At 40.4% G+C, this 16788-nt stretch carries 18 protein-coding genes; 12 read left to right on the top strand and 6 right to left on the bottom strand.

The features are described from left to right. The first annotated feature begins 212 nt into the window (after positions 1-212). Complete coding sequence (gene sucA, locus AM592_RS06655; RefSeq protein ID WP_053603063.1) at positions 213-3047, top strand: 2-oxoglutarate dehydrogenase E1 component; 2835 nt, start codon at positions 213-215, stop codon at positions 3045-3047. 13 nt (positions 3048-3060) lie between these two features. Continuing rightward, positions 3061-4323: a 2-oxoglutarate dehydrogenase complex dihydrolipoyllysine-residue succinyltransferase gene (gene odhB / locus AM592_RS06650; RefSeq protein WP_053603062.1), complete on the top strand. Its 1263-nt coding sequence runs from the start codon at positions 3061-3063 to the stop codon at positions 4321-4323. Positions 4324-4702: 379 nt separating this feature from the next. Here odhB and AM592_RS06640 read toward each other — a convergent pair whose 3' ends face one another. The 3 genes from AM592_RS06640 to AM592_RS06630 form a co-directional block, all read right to left on the bottom strand. Continuing rightward, positions 4703-5623 (bottom strand): bile acid:sodium symporter family protein, encoded by a 921-nt coding sequence (locus AM592_RS06640; RefSeq protein WP_376773349.1) that lies wholly within the window; start codon positions 5621-5623, stop codon positions 4703-4705. A 144-nt stretch (positions 5624-5767) separates the two neighbouring features. Next, a complete protein-coding gene (locus tag AM592_RS06635; protein WP_053603059.1) occupies positions 5768-6634 on the bottom strand; it encodes a superoxide dismutase in 867 nt (288 codons plus the stop codon). 10 nt (positions 6635-6644) lie between these two features. After that, positions 6645-8507, bottom strand: a complete 1863-nt coding sequence (locus tag AM592_RS06630) for a terpene cyclase/mutase family protein (protein ID WP_053603058.1) — start codon at positions 8505-8507, stop codon at positions 6645-6647. 145 nt (positions 8508-8652) lie between these two features. Between AM592_RS06630 and AM592_RS06625 the strand changes: the two genes are divergently transcribed. From AM592_RS06625 to AM592_RS06600, 7 genes are all read left to right on the top strand, one after another. Beyond that, complete coding sequence (locus tag AM592_RS06625) at positions 8653-8865, top strand: DUF6501 family protein (RefSeq protein WP_053603057.1); 213 nt, start codon at positions 8653-8655, stop codon at positions 8863-8865. A 54-nt stretch (positions 8866-8919) separates the two neighbouring features. Next, complete coding sequence (locus AM592_RS23175) at positions 8920-9066, top strand: YozQ family protein (protein WP_082363812.1); 147 nt, start codon at positions 8920-8922, stop codon at positions 9064-9066. A gap of 118 nt (positions 9067-9184) precedes the next feature. Beyond that, positions 9185-9799 (top strand): RNA polymerase sigma factor, encoded by a 615-nt coding sequence (locus AM592_RS06620; protein WP_053603056.1) that lies wholly within the window; start codon positions 9185-9187, stop codon positions 9797-9799. Between the two features lie 12 nt (positions 9800-9811). Beyond that, positions 9812-10384, top strand: a complete 573-nt coding sequence (gene clpP / locus AM592_RS06615; protein ID WP_053603055.1) for an ATP-dependent Clp endopeptidase proteolytic subunit ClpP — start codon at positions 9812-9814, stop codon at positions 10382-10384. Between the two features lie 177 nt (positions 10385-10561). Then, positions 10562-10906 (top strand): PH domain-containing protein, encoded by a 345-nt coding sequence (locus AM592_RS06610; RefSeq protein WP_053603054.1) that lies wholly within the window; start codon positions 10562-10564, stop codon positions 10904-10906. A 99-nt stretch (positions 10907-11005) separates the two neighbouring features. After that, entirely contained in the window at positions 11006-11488 is a 483-nt protein-coding gene (locus AM592_RS06605; RefSeq protein ID WP_053603053.1) for a TraR/DksA C4-type zinc finger protein, read from the top strand. Positions 11489-11741: 253 nt separating this feature from the next. Then, positions 11742-12521, top strand: coding sequence for a 3D domain-containing protein (locus AM592_RS06600; protein WP_053603052.1), 780 nt, complete (start codon positions 11742-11744; stop codon positions 12519-12521). A gap of 43 nt (positions 12522-12564) precedes the next feature. Here AM592_RS06600 and AM592_RS06595 read toward each other — a convergent pair whose 3' ends face one another. Next, the gene (locus AM592_RS06595; protein ID WP_053603051.1) at positions 12565-13056 is read right to left on the bottom strand and encodes an N-acetyltransferase; all 492 of its coding nucleotides are present in this window, start codon (positions 13054-13056) and stop codon (positions 12565-12567) included. A gap of 181 nt (positions 13057-13237) precedes the next feature. Here AM592_RS06595 and AM592_RS06590 point away from each other — a divergent pair, with 181 nt between their 5' ends. Both AM592_RS06590 and AM592_RS06585 read left to right on the top strand, forming a co-directional pair. Next, complete coding sequence (locus AM592_RS06590; protein ID WP_053603050.1) at positions 13238-14038, top strand: VLRF1 family aeRF1-type release factor; 801 nt, start codon at positions 13238-13240, stop codon at positions 14036-14038. Between the two features lie 128 nt (positions 14039-14166). After that, complete coding sequence (locus AM592_RS06585; RefSeq protein ID WP_053603049.1) at positions 14167-14703, top strand: DUF420 domain-containing protein; 537 nt, start codon at positions 14167-14169, stop codon at positions 14701-14703. Positions 14704-14717: 14 nt separating this feature from the next. Here the strand turns inward: AM592_RS06585 and AM592_RS06580 are convergent, their stop codons facing one another. Then, positions 14718-15389 (bottom strand): lysozyme family protein, encoded by a 672-nt coding sequence (locus AM592_RS06580; RefSeq protein WP_053603048.1) that lies wholly within the window; start codon positions 15387-15389, stop codon positions 14718-14720. Between the two features lie 485 nt (positions 15390-15874). Between AM592_RS06580 and AM592_RS06575 the strand changes: the two genes are divergently transcribed. Next, a complete protein-coding gene (locus AM592_RS06575) occupies positions 15875-16177 on the top strand; it encodes an ArsR/SmtB family transcription factor (RefSeq protein WP_225970336.1) in 303 nt (100 codons plus the stop codon). Positions 16178-16230: 53 nt separating this feature from the next. Here AM592_RS06575 and AM592_RS06570 read toward each other — a convergent pair whose 3' ends face one another. Further along, the gene (locus tag AM592_RS06570) at positions 16231-16737 is read right to left on the bottom strand and encodes a CcdC protein domain-containing protein (RefSeq protein ID WP_053603047.1); all 507 of its coding nucleotides are present in this window, start codon (positions 16735-16737) and stop codon (positions 16231-16233) included. Between the last annotated feature and the right edge of the window lie 51 nt (positions 16738-16788).

Here is a 16788-nt window from a genome sequence, read left to right as displayed (position 1 = left end):
TATGCTCTTGTCATTTGAAAAAAATACCTGTTTATCAACTCGCTAGATTTTTTTCAGAATAGATGCACAATCATTGTAGAAACCAACGCAAATTAATGATAAAATAATTATGGAAGCGTTTTAATTACATAATTCTGGACGTTATTGTTCAGATGGTATATTAATATAGTTAATTAGCTGCTTATTTAACTATAAGATGGGGGAATGTTCATATGTTGCAAAACAGTATGAAACAACGGTTAACTTGGGATGATTTTCACGGCCCGAACCTCGGTTACGTGCAAGAGCTTTATGATCAATATGTAAATGATCCGGAAAGCCTTGACAGTGAATTCAGGGAGATGTTTGATGAATTAGGAAGGCCGCCGAGCCAAATTAAAAAAGCGGAAGGTTCATTAGCAGAAGGAATCCAGACGCTTCAAAACGTACAAAAAATTGCTTCCGTCGTAAAACTGGCTGAAGATATTCGTACGTATGGCCATTTAAACGCTTCAGTCAATCCCTTAAGAAAAACGCAAGAAAAAAAAGTGCTTTTCCCATTGCGTGATTATGGCCTGACAGAGGAAGACGTAAAAGCAGTTCCTGCTTCCGTAATCTGCAAGGACGCTCCTCCCACTGTCAAAGACGGGTTGGATGCTATTCTTCATTTAAAAGAGACGTATAAAAAAACAATCTCTTTCGAATTTGACCACGTCCACAGCTTTGAAGAGAGAAATTGGCTGACGAAGCTAGTTGAATCGGGGGAACTCTTTTCAGAACATTCGAAAGATAAATTGGTCGGTGTGTTAAACAGGCTGGCTGAAGTGGAAGGCTTCGAACAGTATTTGCATCGGACATTTGTCGGCCAAAAACGTTTTTCGATTGAAGGATTGGATTGTTTGGTGCCAATCTTAGACGAAATTGTGGCAAAAACAGTATCTGCTGGTACAGAGAGCATTAATATCGGCATGGCTCACCGGGGACGCTTAAATGTCCTGGCACACGTATTAGGAAAACCGTATGACATTATTTTCTCAGAATTTCAGCACGCCCCAAATAAGGATATCGTTCCTTCAGAAGGCTCGATAGGCATCAACTACGGCTGGTCCGGCGATGTAAAATACCATCTTGGTGCGAATAAAAATATTCAAGAAAAAGACGCGAAGCCTGTAAAAATAACATTAGCCAACAATCCGAGCCACTTGGAATTCATTGATCCGATCGTTGAGGGAAGCACAAGAGCGTCTCAAGAAACTCGATCAAAAGCCGGTTATCCTGAACAGGAAATCAGGAAATCTCTTGCTATTTTGATCCATGGGGATGCTGCTTTTCCAGGGGAAGGCATCGTGTCTGAAACGCTTAACCTGAGCCAGCTTTCCGGGTACCAGGTTGGCGGAACAATCCATATTATCGCAAATAATATGATCGGATTTACAACGGAAAGTAATGAATCACGATCAACAAAATATGCCAGTGACCTTGCGAAGGGATTTGAAATTCCTATTGTCCACGTCAATGCTGATGATCCTGAAGCTTGTCTTGCAGCTGTTCAGCTCGCTGTTGAATATCGGGAAAAATTCAAGAAAGATTTTCTAATAGATTTAATCGGCTATCGAAGATTTGGGCACAACGAGATGGATGAACCGGCGACGACTCAGCCGATGCTCTATGACGCTGTAAGGAAACACCCTACAGTCAAACAGATTTTTGCCGAAAAATTACTAGCTAAAGGCATTGCTGAAAAAGAAGAGATTGAAAAAAGCTTTGATATGATTACAAAACGATTTGAAGCAGCTTATCGAAATGTTCCGAAGAACAAAGAGGACACGATAGCGGATATCGAATTGCCTGCCCCTGTCTCAAATGGTTTTCCGGCAATTGATACGTCCATTAAGTTCGATGTGTTGCGTAAGCTCAACAGTGAGCTTGTAACCTATCCAGAAGGCTTCAACGTATTCGGAAAGCTTCAACGAATTCTTGAAAAACGAGCAAAAGCGTTTGAGGATGACCGAAAAGTGGAGTGGTCACTGGCTGAATCTCTTGCTTTTGCCTCGATTTTAAAAGATGGCATTCCGGTCCGGCTAACCGGCCAGGACTCAGAACGAGGGACATTTGCCCAGAGAAACCTTGTGCTGCATGACAGCAAAACCGGCGATGAGTTCGTACCGCTGCATCATTTGTCTAGTGCCGATGCCTCGTTTGCCGTTTACAACAGCCCGCTCTCAGAAGGCTCCGTACTCGGCTTTGAATACGGGTATAACGTTGCTTCACCGGAAACATTAGTCATTTGGGAAGCCCAATACGGAGATTTCGCAAATGCTGCTCAGGTCTATTTTGATCAATTTATTTCAGCTGGAAGAGCAAAATGGGGACAAACTTCGGGAATGGTTATTTTACTGCCGCATGGTTATGAAGGACAAGGTCCAGAGCACTCGAGCGGACGAACCGAACGGTTTTTACAGCTTGCTGCCGAGAACAACTGGACTGTTGCTAATGTTACGAGCGCAGCACAGTATTTCCACATATTGCGAAGACAGGCGAAAATGCTGCTGCGTGAAGAAATTCGCCCTCTTGTGATCATGACGCCAAAAAGCTTACTTAGAAATCCGAACACAATTTCCGAGGTCCAAGAATTAACGGAAAGCACGTTTAAGCCTGTTCTTGAGCAAAACAGTAAGGCGCAAGTTGAAGAGAAAGTGACGCGGCTCGTTCTCTCCAGCGGTAAAGTTGCAATTGATTTGGGTGATTTTTATAATCAAATTAAAGAGGATAAGGAATGGGTTCATTTAGCAAGAGTAGAGGAGCTCTATCCTTTCCCGGCGAAAGAAATAAAAAAAGTATTGAGCAAGCTGACAAATCTTGAAGAAATAGTATGGGTACAAGAAGAACCTCAAAACATGGGTGGATGGAATTATATTGATCCTTATTTAAGGGAGCTGGCACCAAAAGGAGTGTCCGTGCGTTACATTGGGCGAAGAAGAAGATCCAGTCCGGCAGAAGGGGACCCGACCGTTCATAAAAAAGAGCAAGTACGCATTATGACAGAAAGCCTATTACGCAAACATTAAGGGGGAAATGGTAATGGCGGAAATAAAAGTACCAGAATTGGCAGAATCAATTTCAGAGGGAACAATTGCACAATGGCTGAAACAGCCGGGGGACTATGTAGAACAGGGAGAATACTTGCTTGAGCTGGAAACAGATAAAGTAAATGTCGAATTAACGGCAGAACAATCAGGGGTATTAAAAGAGGTCCTTAAGGATTCCGGAGATACTGTTCAAGTTGGCGAAATCATCGGAACCATAACCGAGGGAGAAGGAAGCGGCCAGGGCTCCAATTCTGAAAGCCAGGAAGAAGCTGTCTCTTCTACGGCCAATCAGAATGAGGAAATGACAGAACCAGCTGCACAAGAGAACGTGCAAAAAGAGGAAGCCAAAAGAAGAACGGTCGCTTCACCTGCCGCTAGAAAACTAGCTCGTGAAAAAGGGATTGACTTATCTGAAATAACTGCAGGAGATCCATTGGGAAGAGTCCGCAGGCAGGATGTCGAAGCCTACGACAAAAAACCAGCTCCGGCTAAGGAAACAGCTCAATCAAGCAAGACTGTTTCTCAGCCAGCTCCTTCTAAACAGGATCCAGAAAAACCGTTTGAAAGACAGAAAATGTCAAGGCGCAGACAAACAATTGCCAAGCGTCTGGTTGAAGTCCAGCAAACATCTGCCATGCTGACAACCTTCAATGAAGTGGACATGACAGCCGTAATGGATGTAAGGAAACGACGCAAAGACAAATTTCTTGAGCAGCATGAAGTGAAATTAGGTTTTATGTCCTTTTTCACGAAAGCTGTCGTTGCAGCACTCAAAAAATTCCCGTTGTTAAACGCTGAAATTCAAGGTGACGAGCTAGTGATTAAAAAGTTTTACGATATCGGAATCGCCGTTTCCGCAGCTGAAGGACTTGTCGTCCCCGTCGTCCGTGATGCCGACCGTTTATCATTTGCCGGAATTGAGAACGAAATTGCCGAGCTTGCAAAGAAAGCGAGAGATAACAAGCTGACTCTCTCTGAGCTTCAAGGCGGCACGTTTACAATAACTAACGGCGGAACATTTGGTTCATTAATGTCAACGCCTATTTTAAACAGCCCTCAAGTCGGCATTCTGGGAATGCATAAAATCCAGCTAAGACCGGTAGCCATTGATGCCGAACAATTCGAGAACAGACCGATGATGTACATCGCCCTGTCCTATGATCATCGAATCGTTGATGGCAAGGAAGCAGTCAGCTTTCTCGTCACAATTAAAGATTTGCTGGAGGATCCAGAGCAGCTGCTGCTGGAAGGGTAGTCACAGAGTTAAAAACATCCTGTTTCTCTTTGGGAGCAGGATCTTTTTGTATCATTTAAAAATTAAAATTGTATAAAAGATGTATGAAAAAGCCGCGAAAATCCTTGGAAATCAAGGTTCTTCGCGGGTTTTTCATGAGAGGTTTGGGATATAAGCCTATTCAAACCATTTACTATAAACAGATCTATGGACCAATTCCATTTATCAATGGTTTGATGATAAATTTGGAAATGCAAGCCCTCTATTTTTGTGCAGAAAAAGAAGCCAACCTGCAGTTTTCACGTGGGTTGGCTTCCTAAAATATCGTCAAAAAAACGAAGAATAAGAAAGATTAAAGCAATCACTTCTGAGTGGTGTTTGATATTTGATCAAGCTTTATTTAAGCAACATATTTGCCTTTTTTCTTCTCCGCCTTTCTAGCCCAATAGGAGGCTATCCAAGACCCGGAGAGATTATGCCATACACTGAAAATCGCGCTCGGTACCGCAGCTAATGGATTAAAATGAGCTGTCGCAAGTGCGACGCCCAGCCCCGAATTTTGCATACCGACTTCAATGGCAATCGCTTTTCGGGAAGGGTAGTCCATCTTGAACAGCTTGGCAGCCCCATACCCAATCGCAAGACCGAGTGAATTATGCAAAATCACAACGGCAAAAATCGGCAAGCCCGATTGCAAAATATTGTTTTTGTTTAACCCGACGACACATCCGACAATGGCAATGATACTAATGACAGAAACAAGCGGAAGAGCGTCAACCGCTTTATCCACATGCTTTTTAAAAATGAGTTTGACAACCAAGCCTACTATAATAGGCAAAAGGACGACATTCAGAATCGATGAAAATAAATCACCCGGGTCGACTGGAAGCCATTCTCTGGCAAATACCAAAATTAACAGCGGCGTAACAAACGGCGCTAAAAGTGTAGAAATGGTAGTAACAGCAACAGATAATGCCGTATTTCCTTTGGCAAGAAACGTAATGACGTTGGATGCAGTACCGCCAGGACAGCATCCGACAAGAATCACGCCGATGGCGATATCAGGCGGCAGGTTTAAAAGAGTGGCTAACCCGAACGCTGTTAACGGCATGATAGTGTACTGTGCCAAAACACCGATGATCACGTGAAGAGGCTTTCTGCCCAGCTCCTTAAAATCACTGAGTGATAATGTTAATCCCATTCCGAACATAATGATGGAGAGGAATAGAGAAATATGCGGTTTAATCCATATAAATAAAATGGGAAAGAAAAAGCCTAAAACGGCAATTAAGATGACCCAGAGAGAAAATGTTTTCCCCATAAATTGACTGGCGCTGCGTAAGCTGTTCAATTCAAAAACTCCTATCCTGATAAAATAATGTTTAGTATATAATCTAACATTCCTCTATTATAATTATTATTCTGAATATTACAATCCTTTTTTTCGGAGTTTTCGACAATTTTTTTAATATGATTCCCACGATACTGCTTTGGCTTGCTTGAACCTACTTTCCGGATCGCTCCAATCGACCACATTCCACCAATTATCAACATATTTCGGCCTCTCATTTTTATATTGTAAATAATAAGCGTGCTCCCATACATCGAGGACTAAGAGAGGAATCACGTCCCACTGGCTCAGATTTTGGTGCTTTTCTGCAGTTAAAATTTCTAATCGGTTCGCTCTTGGCGCCCATACCAAAATCGCCCAACCTGCACCTTCAACATTTTTTGCAGCTTCAGAGAATTGCTCCTTAAATGCTGAGAAGCTCCCGAACGATTGGTCAATTAACTGAAGCAGCTCACCGGTAGGGTATCTTTTCCCATGGGGGCTCATGTTCTTCCAAAAAATAGTGTGTAAATAGTGGCCGGCTCCATGAAAGGCAAGCTCTCGTTCATAATGCTTGATGAGGGCAAAATTTTTCGTTTCCCGCGCATTTTTCAAGGCCAGTTCGGCTTTATTTAATCCGTCAACGTAGCTTTGATGATGCTTCGCATGATGCAAATACATGATTTCTCTGGAGATATAAGGCTCAAGTGCTTGGTAAGAGTATCCTAACGGCGGAAGCTTATGTTTTCCGGGCGGTACAGGTTTATTCTTCACCCGAGCTTCTGTAGAACGGCTTCCTTCAAATGCTTGATGAATATCGGTTGCCATTAAGTAGCAATCTTGGATTGTATAATTGTCATCTGCCAAAGCTTCATAGAGAAGGTCAAGATCTTTTTGAAACTCATCCTTTTCATCTTGATCTAAATGACGGGAAATTCCGAGCGCTGTTTCAAGCTCCTTTCCCCAGCTATAAAGTTGAAATTGATAATCTTTAGGAATCATGCTTTCACCCTCATTCGATTCGTTTTTTTAAGTATTGATTACAGGCCAGCAAAGAAAATATATGCGGATAGCTATGATATCTGATATAAAATTGCTTGGGCAATCCTATTCCTGTTGGATATGCGAGCTGCTTCTTTGAATGGTTCTCGGTTACGATAAAGTTCATTCCTTTTTCAATCACCGGTTCATCGGCACTCTCATACTGCAGCAAAGCTTCGATTGCCCATGAGGTTTGCACAATTGTCCCAAACGGGAGAGGGACATAAGCTTTTAACTCGCAGCTTTTGCACGATTCCCCAAAGCTTCCATCAGGCAGCTGAATGCTTTTAAGCCAATGTATCGCCTTTCTCACTGCCGGGTGGCTGCTAGTGACTCCTGCTGCTCGTAACCCTGTGAGGGCGGCCCACGTGCCGTAAATATAACAAACTCCCCATCTGCCATACCATGAGCCATTGGCTTCTTGATGATCCAGAAGCCAATCCACTGCCCTTTTAATTGTTCCTCCTTTTTTCGATAGGAGTGTTTTTGTTGCCAAAAAGTGAAGCACGCGTCCAGTCAAGTCAGCTGTCGAAGGATCTATCGCAGCTTCCTCAGCTGATTCCAAAGGCAGTGACTTTAGTAAAGGATGATCCATATTTTTTTCAAAAGCGCCGTATCCGCCATACCTGTTCTGCATCGAAAGCAGCCATTGCAATCCTCTATACCAAGCCCCTTCATTCTTGCGGAAGGGGATCGCTTTGAGCGCAGCAGCTGTATCATCGCAATCAGGATTATTCGTATTAATATCGGAAAACCCCCAGCCTCCGGGACGACCTTTCGGATTTCTTATAATCCAATCCGCTGTTTTATAATGCTGTCTGCGTAACAAATAGTCGGCAGCGGCATTGGTGCAATCTTCATATTCAGATTTTTCCGCTTCCTGAATGGCGTAACTGACCAGAGCTGTATCCCATACTGTTGACGTCGAATTTTCAAGGTACACGTAATGTTCAGATTTTGATATGAGAGAGGCGGTTCCGCTGATCGCTTTCTGAATGACGGGAGAATTTTTTTTATAACCAAGGGAGAGCAGGCTGTATATCATAAATATGGTTGCAGTGGCATAGCTGTATAATGTTCCGTCCTTTTCAATCCGGTCAAGCATATATTTAACTCCGGTCCGATAGCCCAGTTCATGAAAATAAGCAGGCAGAGCCCACGCGTATCTCCATATTTCATTTAACTCTGGCCATCCTCGTGATTCCTTTGCCTCAAGCCACGTGAAAGGATTGTATGTCATATTACCGTCTAGATGGCCGAGAGAGGTAATTGTGTTGTTTTTTACGATAAATCTGCGGTTTAACGTAATCGCCATCGGGACGAAATGAATTCTCGCGTAGGTGCTCAAATGGTAAAAATGAAGCGGGAATGAGGTTGGAATGTGCATAAAAGACATAGGAAGATATAGGACAGGCCATGGATACCATCCGTTTACGGCAAGCATCCATTTCGTCATAAAATGAACGTCAGAAAGACCTCTAGAGACAATAAACTGCTCAGCTTTTACCATATGAGGATCAGATCTTTTGTAAATCCCTGAAGCGAGCATGCCGACATAGCCTTGAACCGTAGCTGTCAAGTTGCCGGAAGCCTCATCAGCAAAATTAGTGAATGTACCATCCATGTTTTGTTTGGCGTGGATCTCTCTGGCAAGATTGGCTATAAGCTCTTTATTCTTATATTCGAGAGAGGTCAAAAGCAAAATGAAGAAGCAATTCGTTGTTATCGGGCCTTCAAAAGAAAAACGCCAGGAGCCGTCACTTTTTTGCGCCTTTTTTAAAAAGGATAATTTTTTACTCTGAAAAAGCTCAGCTCTTTCTTTGAGTGAGTCCATATGGCATTCCTCCCTGATTCATAGGTATTCAATCATTAATTAAAAAATGATTGAATAACCAAGGATCGCTAAAGGGAAGGTTGACTCCTTGCCAAGATTGCTTTTAAATAGAGGTATAATTATTGGATGAATAAGGAGAATTCACATGCTGCATGAAAACTGGGAAACGAAAGAAACGATTAAAAAGGTGAAATGTATCCAAACCGATGCGAAAAAATACATTGTCAACAACGTATTGACTGTTGGAAAAGTATACGAAGTCAAAAATGAAACAGAAGAATTTTTGTTTGTCGTTGACAATACGAAAAAGATCGGCGGATTTTATAAAGAATATTTTGAAGATTTACCTTCTGTATGATAATTTCAATTTTGCCTATCCTATAAGCAAGAAATAAGAAAGGAAGGCGAAGCAATGAAGCCACGTAAAGTAAAAAGAGACAGCGACCACGCGAAGGAAGAAACCATATACGAGGACGCGGAACAAGGTCTGGCTGTCATAGAAGAGCAGATTTCTGATACGTATAATGAAGGTACCATTGATCAAAAAGAAAATAAGTAATTCTTCCCCGAAAACACAGCAGATAAAAAATTCTTCTGTGTTTTCTTTTTTACCCATATCAAAATCTTCTTCTCATTCGTTTACTATATAAGAGGCCTCTTAAGGAGAGTGTGTACACATGTCCAGTTCTAAAGATCAATCATTAATGAACTATTGCTATTTGTTAACCGGTAACAAATGGGATGCTGAAGATTTATGGCAAGACACGTATATAAAGCTTAATGAACAACAAAAAAAAGCGGTGTGCTCCCCGGCGTACGACAGAACCGTGGCAAGAAACCACTGGATTGATAACCTGCGGAAAAAAAACCGGGAACAAATGCTGATCGCCCAATTGCAAGAACAGTCTAAACCGACAGGTAGCCAAGAGAGCGGAGAGTGTCTGGAATTAATCAGAAAGCTTTCCGGATTGCTGACGGCAAAACAGATCACCGTGTTTTTCTTAAAGGATGTGTTTATGTATCAGCTGAACGAAATCGCAGCTCTTATTGAAAAACCTGAATCCACGGTAAAATCATTGCTTTTTCGGGCAAGACAGCAGCTGAAAAAAATTCATATTGAATTTGAAGAAATAGAGCGCGGAATTACTGAGGCGGAGGAATTACTGTTAATAAAGGCTATAAAATACGAAAACCCTTCATATCTCTTTTCATTTGCCGAACGTACCGGGCTTCGCATGAATCGATCCATCCGTTTTGCCAAAGGAATGTCTGCTCCGAGGTGCGCCGCATAGGAGGAAACAATATTGAATGCCATTCCTTACGTAATTGAGCAAACTTCAAGAGGAGAACGCTCATATGATATTTTTTCAAGGCTTTTGAAAGACAGAATCATTATCATTGGTTCTGAGGTCAATGATGATTTGGCAAGCCGTGTGACCTCTCAGCTGTTATTTTTAGCCGCAGAAGATGATGCCAAGGATATTCATATCTATATTAACAGCCCGGGCGGATCTACAACTGCCGGATTTGCCATATTGGATACGATGAATTATGTAAAACCGGAAATTCGGACCATTTGCATGGGCATAGCTGCTTCGATGGGAGCCATTCTGTTTGCAGGAGGTACGAAAGGAAAGAGGTACGCACTTCCAAACAGTGAATTTATGATTCATCAACCGCTTGGCGGTGTTCAAGGTCAAGCGACAGACATGGAGATTTCAGCAAAAAGAATTATCAAGCTTAAAGAAAAATTAAAGGAATATTTGCACGAAAAAACCGGCCAGCCGATCGAGAGGCTGACAGAAGATATGGAACGAGATTATTTCATGAGTGCAAAAGAAGCACTGGAATACGGGCTGGCAGACCAAATATTATAAACAGAAATGAATTAAAGGGGCAGCTGCCTCTTTTTTTTTGAAGGATAAAATAATGTATTTGTAATCTTTTTGTAATTGAGTAAACGACATGCTTATCGTATTCTTATTTTAGATGATCTACAATAAGCAGACTGTGGATTCCGTTTTGAATTACAGAAAGAGAAATGAGGGTTTTCGTTGGGGATTTTTTCAACATTTAAAGGTAGCGATAGTCGTAATTATGAAGAGTTGCTAATTGAAGGAGAAAGAATAGAATTACTCAGCCAGCTTAAAACTGATCAAATTTGTTTTACAAATAAACGAGTGATCTTTTTTGATAATAAAACATTTTCTAAAAGAAAGGTCCGGGTCTTTCTGCCGTACAAACATATTGAGGGCTTTGCGATACAAGAGGCAGGTGTGTTCGATCTCGAGACCTGCCTTTTCCTTATAACGAAAAGTAAGTCTTTTGAATTGGATTTTGCCAAAGATACCGATATGAATAAGATTCAGGCAATACTGACGAAATACACATGGTCGTAACCTAGTGAGCTGTTCTTACGTTTAGAGAACGGCTTTTTTTATTTTCTATGTTTTATTTAGTGAATGATGGGAATAAAAAAACTAAGGAGAGGATGAAAGATGCCATTAACAAATAATCAAAAAGATAATCTGCAAAAAAAATTATTCAATCTAAAAGAAGAGCTTATGACGAACCACTCTGAAGAAGAGGCATTGAATGAAGAAACCGGTGAGCTGTCAAATGGCGTTGATAACCATATGGCTGACCATGGACAGCTCTATACGGAACGAATAAAAGATATGACAGTCAATGAGATCGAACGGGATCGTTTAAATGAAGTGAATGCAGCTTTAAAACGTCTGGAAAACGGAACCTATGGAATCTGTGAACGCACCGGCGAAGAAATACCGTATGAAAGGCTGGAGGCCCTTCCGTATGCCAGAACGACAGCTGAAGCGCAGGATGAAATGGAAACAACTTCTTCAAGATCACATGAAAATCAATACGAGGATCAAGTTCGTGATCTGACTAATAGTGAAACGATGGATGAAAAATCTTCGATTACCCAGCGTCGATTAGATGAAGAACAGGATAGCAAGTAAATTTATTTTTCCACTGTAAATTATGAAGAAAATAAGCTATTAACCAACTCATCTTGATCGGAAAATTCTTCGGTTACGCTTCGCTTAATATGCGAAGCGCTCGTTTTTCTATATATATTAAATAGTATAAGAGATTCCCTGTGTAAAATAATTGTAACTAAATCAAAATCCTCTTGTTATTGAACTGACATTTACATATGTTACGATAGCATCTGTTAGCCGCCAATTAATAGCTAACAAGGGAGGATTTACTATGAAGAAAACGATTATGTCCTTTATCGCAGTAACAGCTATTTCAACAACTGCAGTAGGAGCGAATTCAGCCTTTGCTAAAGAAGAAGTTGTGAAAGAGGGGGATACGCTCTGGGGAATCTCTGAAAAACACGGGGTGGACCTAAAGGACCTAAAAGAATGGAACAAGCTTTCCTCAGATTTTATTAAACCTGGCGACAAGCTAACCATTTCTTCAGAAAAGAACGAACAATATAACATAGAAGAAGGAGACAGCCTTTGGAAAATTGCTGAAAAATTCAATGTCAGCATTGAAGATCTTGTTGAGTGGAATGGATTGAATTCCGATATCATTCATGCGGGACAAACACTAAGCGTTAGCGGACAAGCACAAGCTGATGCAGGGGAAGCTCCATCTGAACCCCAACCAAGTGAACCCGTAAAACAAGAGGAGGCAGAAGCACCTAAAGCTGCTCCTGAAGAGAATAATACATCAGATCAACAAGCTGCAACGAAGGAATTAACCGTTACTGCTACAGCATACACTGCAGATTGTGAAGGTTGTTCCGGAGTCACTGCTACTGGGAAAGACTTAAAAGCTGACCCTAATGCAAAAGTAATTGCGGTTGATCCAAGCGTGATTCCATTAGGCACAAAAGTAGAAGTAGAAGGCTATGGAGAAGCGGTAGCATCCGATACTGGCGGCGCAATTAAAGGTAATAAAATTGATGTCTTTGTTCCAAGTAAAGATGAAGCACAAAAATGGGGATCTAAACAAGTAAAAGTAAAAATATTAAACTAGAAAAAAGCACTGAATCTTTGATTCAGTGCTTTTTTAATAGCTATTATTTTTCTATCCAATAGATCGCGCCAGATTCTGATGATTGATCAATTTCTACTTGAAAATGATGTTTTTCATAAAAATGCACGAGACGGTCTACGTGATCCCAATCTCTAGGTGCAATATCACCTGTAATTTCGGGGATGTTAAGATCTCTTGCTTTTTCCTTAAGAAATTTCATGCAAATTGAGCCGTAGCCTTCGTTATGCGGCCCTTTAATATCACCGATGTGAATGGATTCGTCTTGAATGGAAGCAATTAAAGAGAAGTTGCTGGAGCCCCTATATGCTGATTTGCAATCGTTAAGCATAATTTTAAGTGTTTGGCCATCATCAATCGAATGTACGATGATCCAATCGTCATCCTTCGATTGATCAATTCCAAGCACGTTCGATTTTTTTGAGATTTCCTTCATATTTTCCTGCATTCTGTATAGTTGAAATTGCAAATCCTCCAGTTCTGCCGAATCCGAAATTTCACCTGCCAGCCTATTCATTTTTCAACACTCCTTTAAAAAAATCACAATTATACATTCTAGTAAAATATGCTGATTATTGCAACCTATCCAGGAAAATAGGCATATTTACCAAGTAATTTTAGAATAGGAGTTTTATTTCAACAGACTGTGGAAAAGAAATAGAAAACGCATTATTTTTTCGGAAGGGGATCGTATCAATATGAATAAAGTGCTCCAAAAGCTTAGGAGCTGTCAACTGCAATCGCCTGATCGGATGCTGACTATGTATTTAAATACAGACAGCAGGGATCCAGATCAGCAAGGCGGTGAATGGAAAATTGCCTTAAAAAACGGACTCACTCGAATTAATGAATATTTGGAAGCAAGCAGCGAGGATGAACATAGTCGATTTAATAAAATAAAAGACCGTATTGACCAATACATTCAGGAACTCGGCAAAAATATGCCAAGAAGTCTCGTCATCTTTGCTTCAATTGACAGTCAAATATGGCATTGCTTTCAGCTGCAAATACCTGTCGAGACCAGCTTTTATTGGGAAGAACGTGCGATGGTCAGCCAATTGGAGAAAATATATGACGCCTATCCATCTATAGGGGTAATCCTTACACAGCAAAATGAAGTGAAGATTTTAGACACGTCTTTAGGTGAAATTAACGATATCGAGCACTATCTATTTGACTTAGAATCTGAGACGTGGAGAAAAAGGGATGACCAAAAAAAGGTTCAAGTAACGACAGGCGGCGCAGAGAAAACACCGCAAAAAGATATTTTTAAAGAACGGGAAAAAGACATTCAAAAAAGACTGTATAAAAGTTTAGGAAGCAAGCTCGACAAAAAAGCCGCAGACCGTAAGTGGAAAAAAATCATTATTGCGGGAGATAAAAAGACTGCGGAGTTTATAAAAAGCAGTATGAATAAATCGATCGACGAAATGATCCAGAAAAATCTCCTGAATGAAAAAGAAAGCAAAGTAGCTGAAGAGCTGCTATTAAAAGAGTGATTTTGCGAGGCCGACATCGATCGGCCTTTTTAAGTGTGTCGATATTCTGACGATCACACTCATTTTATTGACTTTCTACTTAAATTCTCTTACGCTTTGTTTAGTTTACGGATAGGAGAGATTTCCCGATGAACCACTCAGAGCATAAACCGAAAAGTTACACAGGTATTGTCGTTACATTAACGATCGCAATTAACGGACTTGTGACCTTATTGTTCTTTCTCCCTGAAGCGGAACGATTTCGTCATTTAGATTTAACGTTTTTACCACTATTAAATGCAATATGCAATAGCTTTACGTTTATTTTTCTGCTTGCAGCTCTTTTTATGATCAGGCAAAAAAATATCAAAGCCCATAAGCGATTTATATTCGCAGCCTTTACAACGACAGCGATATTTCTGATATCTTATGTTACATATCACGCGCTAACAGAAAGCACGCCATACGGAGGGGAAGGGATTATTCGGCCGATCTATTATTTCATTTTGCTCTCACACATTTTGCTTTCCATTGTAATTGTGCCTATGGCATTAATCACCTTGTTCCGGGGCTTGAATATGAAAGTGGAACGCCACAAAAAAATTGCGAGATGGACGATGCCGCTTTGGCTATATGTGAGCATAACAGGGGTTATCGTTTATATTATGATTTCTCCGTATTATTGAAAAATCACGCTTGATTATTCTTCAAGCGTGATTTCGTTTGTTAACGAATCGTCTAAATTCAATTTTTCTTCTACGGTATCTGCTTTTTGGTTTACTTTTTCTGAATAAGAAAAGTCTCCGTAACAATAGGGATAACGGAAATTACTCTTATTTCCACCACAATTATATAATTCAGGATTTGCATTCACCTGAATTTCGGAAAATTGTTTGGCAAGGTTTTCTGAGTGTTTGCCGCCGTTTTTTGCGATATAGTCTATGTACCCAGGCCCCATGTTGTAGCTTTGAATGATCGTATCAAGGTCGACGCCTTTTTCCTTACCCGTGTTGTAATTTTTAGAGAATTGCTTAATCCCTTGTTTAATGCTGGCATCGGCATCTTTAATTTCATTCCGGCCTAAGCCAAGAGATTCAGAGGCTTGCATGGGATCGGTACCTTTCCCTTTTGATTCCTGATACATCATGCCTAATACTAAAGCGGTGTACTGTTTTAACTCATGTTTGTTTAATTCATCTTCTACCATAGGCTGGTATTCTGACAATCTCTTTAAAACCACAGGTTCAGTATCAAAAGGAAGGTTTTTAAATAAATTCGTATTTACAACGAGCAGCAGCAAAACGAATACAGCCAATACAAAGATACTCAGGCACCCAGTAAGCGACAAACATCCTGCTTTCTTTTTCTTCAATCACATTCACCTCTGCAGAATAAGTCAGCTCAGCTGTGCACATGGCTTCATTATGCCATAAATCCCAGTAACGAACCAAGCCAAATCCATTAGAAATATGAAAAAAGATACCATAAATGACTAGGATAGATGGATAGTCTGAAGAAAACGAAATTGCCTAAATATCACTAAAGATTCCTATTAACTAAGAGTTTTACAATTAATTCTACCTATTTTTCTTAACAATCTTCGATTTCATAGTGGAGAATCTAGATATCGTTCGGTCTCTGGCTTTCCCATAAACTTAGTAACATCAGGCGTATTGTCGTCATTCACAAATGTTTTTACATATTGATAAATGAGCATCATGAAATATCTCAAGGTTAACTTTACAACAAACTCAATAAAGTGCTTGTCGTTGACAAGGTATGATAAATCATCTACTCTTGACTTGGATAAACGAGAGTACTTGCTCAGATACATTTGAAGAAGAAGGGATTACAAAGTTGAAACATGTCTCCGAACTGGATGAAGAAACGCTATTTATCGTCTCTCAAACGTTTAAAGCTCTTTCTGATCCTACTAGAATAAGGATTCTTTATCTTTTGTCTTGCAGCGAACACTCGGTCAACGGAATTGCTGAGCATTTGGGACTGCTCCAGTCTACGGTTTCCCATCAGCTGAGATTTTTGAAAAATCTGCGTCTTGTCAAATCAAGACGAGAAGGGACAACTATTTATTATTCTCCTGAAGACCAGCATGTAATGGACGTTCTGCATCAAATGATTCATCATGCACAGCATGACTGAATGCTAATAAAAAAAGCATTCAGTCGAATGCTCTCTTAAGAAAGGAAGCTGTATTATTTGTTTTCACTGTATGCTTCATTGTCTTGAAGTCTTTCCTTTCCTTTTCTTAGTACAAACATATTAAAACCGATGTAATATACAGCTAGCAAGAAGAATATGAGTAATGTTGCTGGATCGGTATCGTAAGAAACAGGCTCGGTGCCTGAAACGGTAATCATTCTGTAGACCAAGCGACTTAAAAAAAGAAAGATAATGAAAAGCTCTATCCATAAATGAGTTCGGTAAAATAATGCATTTTCACGAAATTCAAACATGATATTTTTCATCGCATAAGCTACAAGAATGCCGCCTAATAGGATACCGGCCAAATCATATACATAGGATAATGGATGCTGTGCGCTAAAATACAGAAAGATAAAGGAAATGATAGAGAAAATGGCAATTCTAAATTTGATCAGGTTCGGTTTAAAAGGCTGAAATCCCATCGATTTTCTGACTCTTCGAAATATAACAAAAGCAACGAGTAAAATCGGAGCAAGAAATTGCAGCAGATGTTCCAAAGAATGTGCCTCCTTTTTTAAATTTAAAACATGTTCATAGTAGACGATACG

It is taken from the genome of Bacillus gobiensis (assembly GCF_001278705.1).
Taxonomy (GTDB): domain Bacteria; phylum Bacillota; class Bacilli; order Bacillales; family Bacillaceae; genus Bacillus; species Bacillus gobiensis.
Note: the sequence above shows the minus strand (reverse complement) of the source record. Positions and strands in the feature narration are given on the sequence as shown.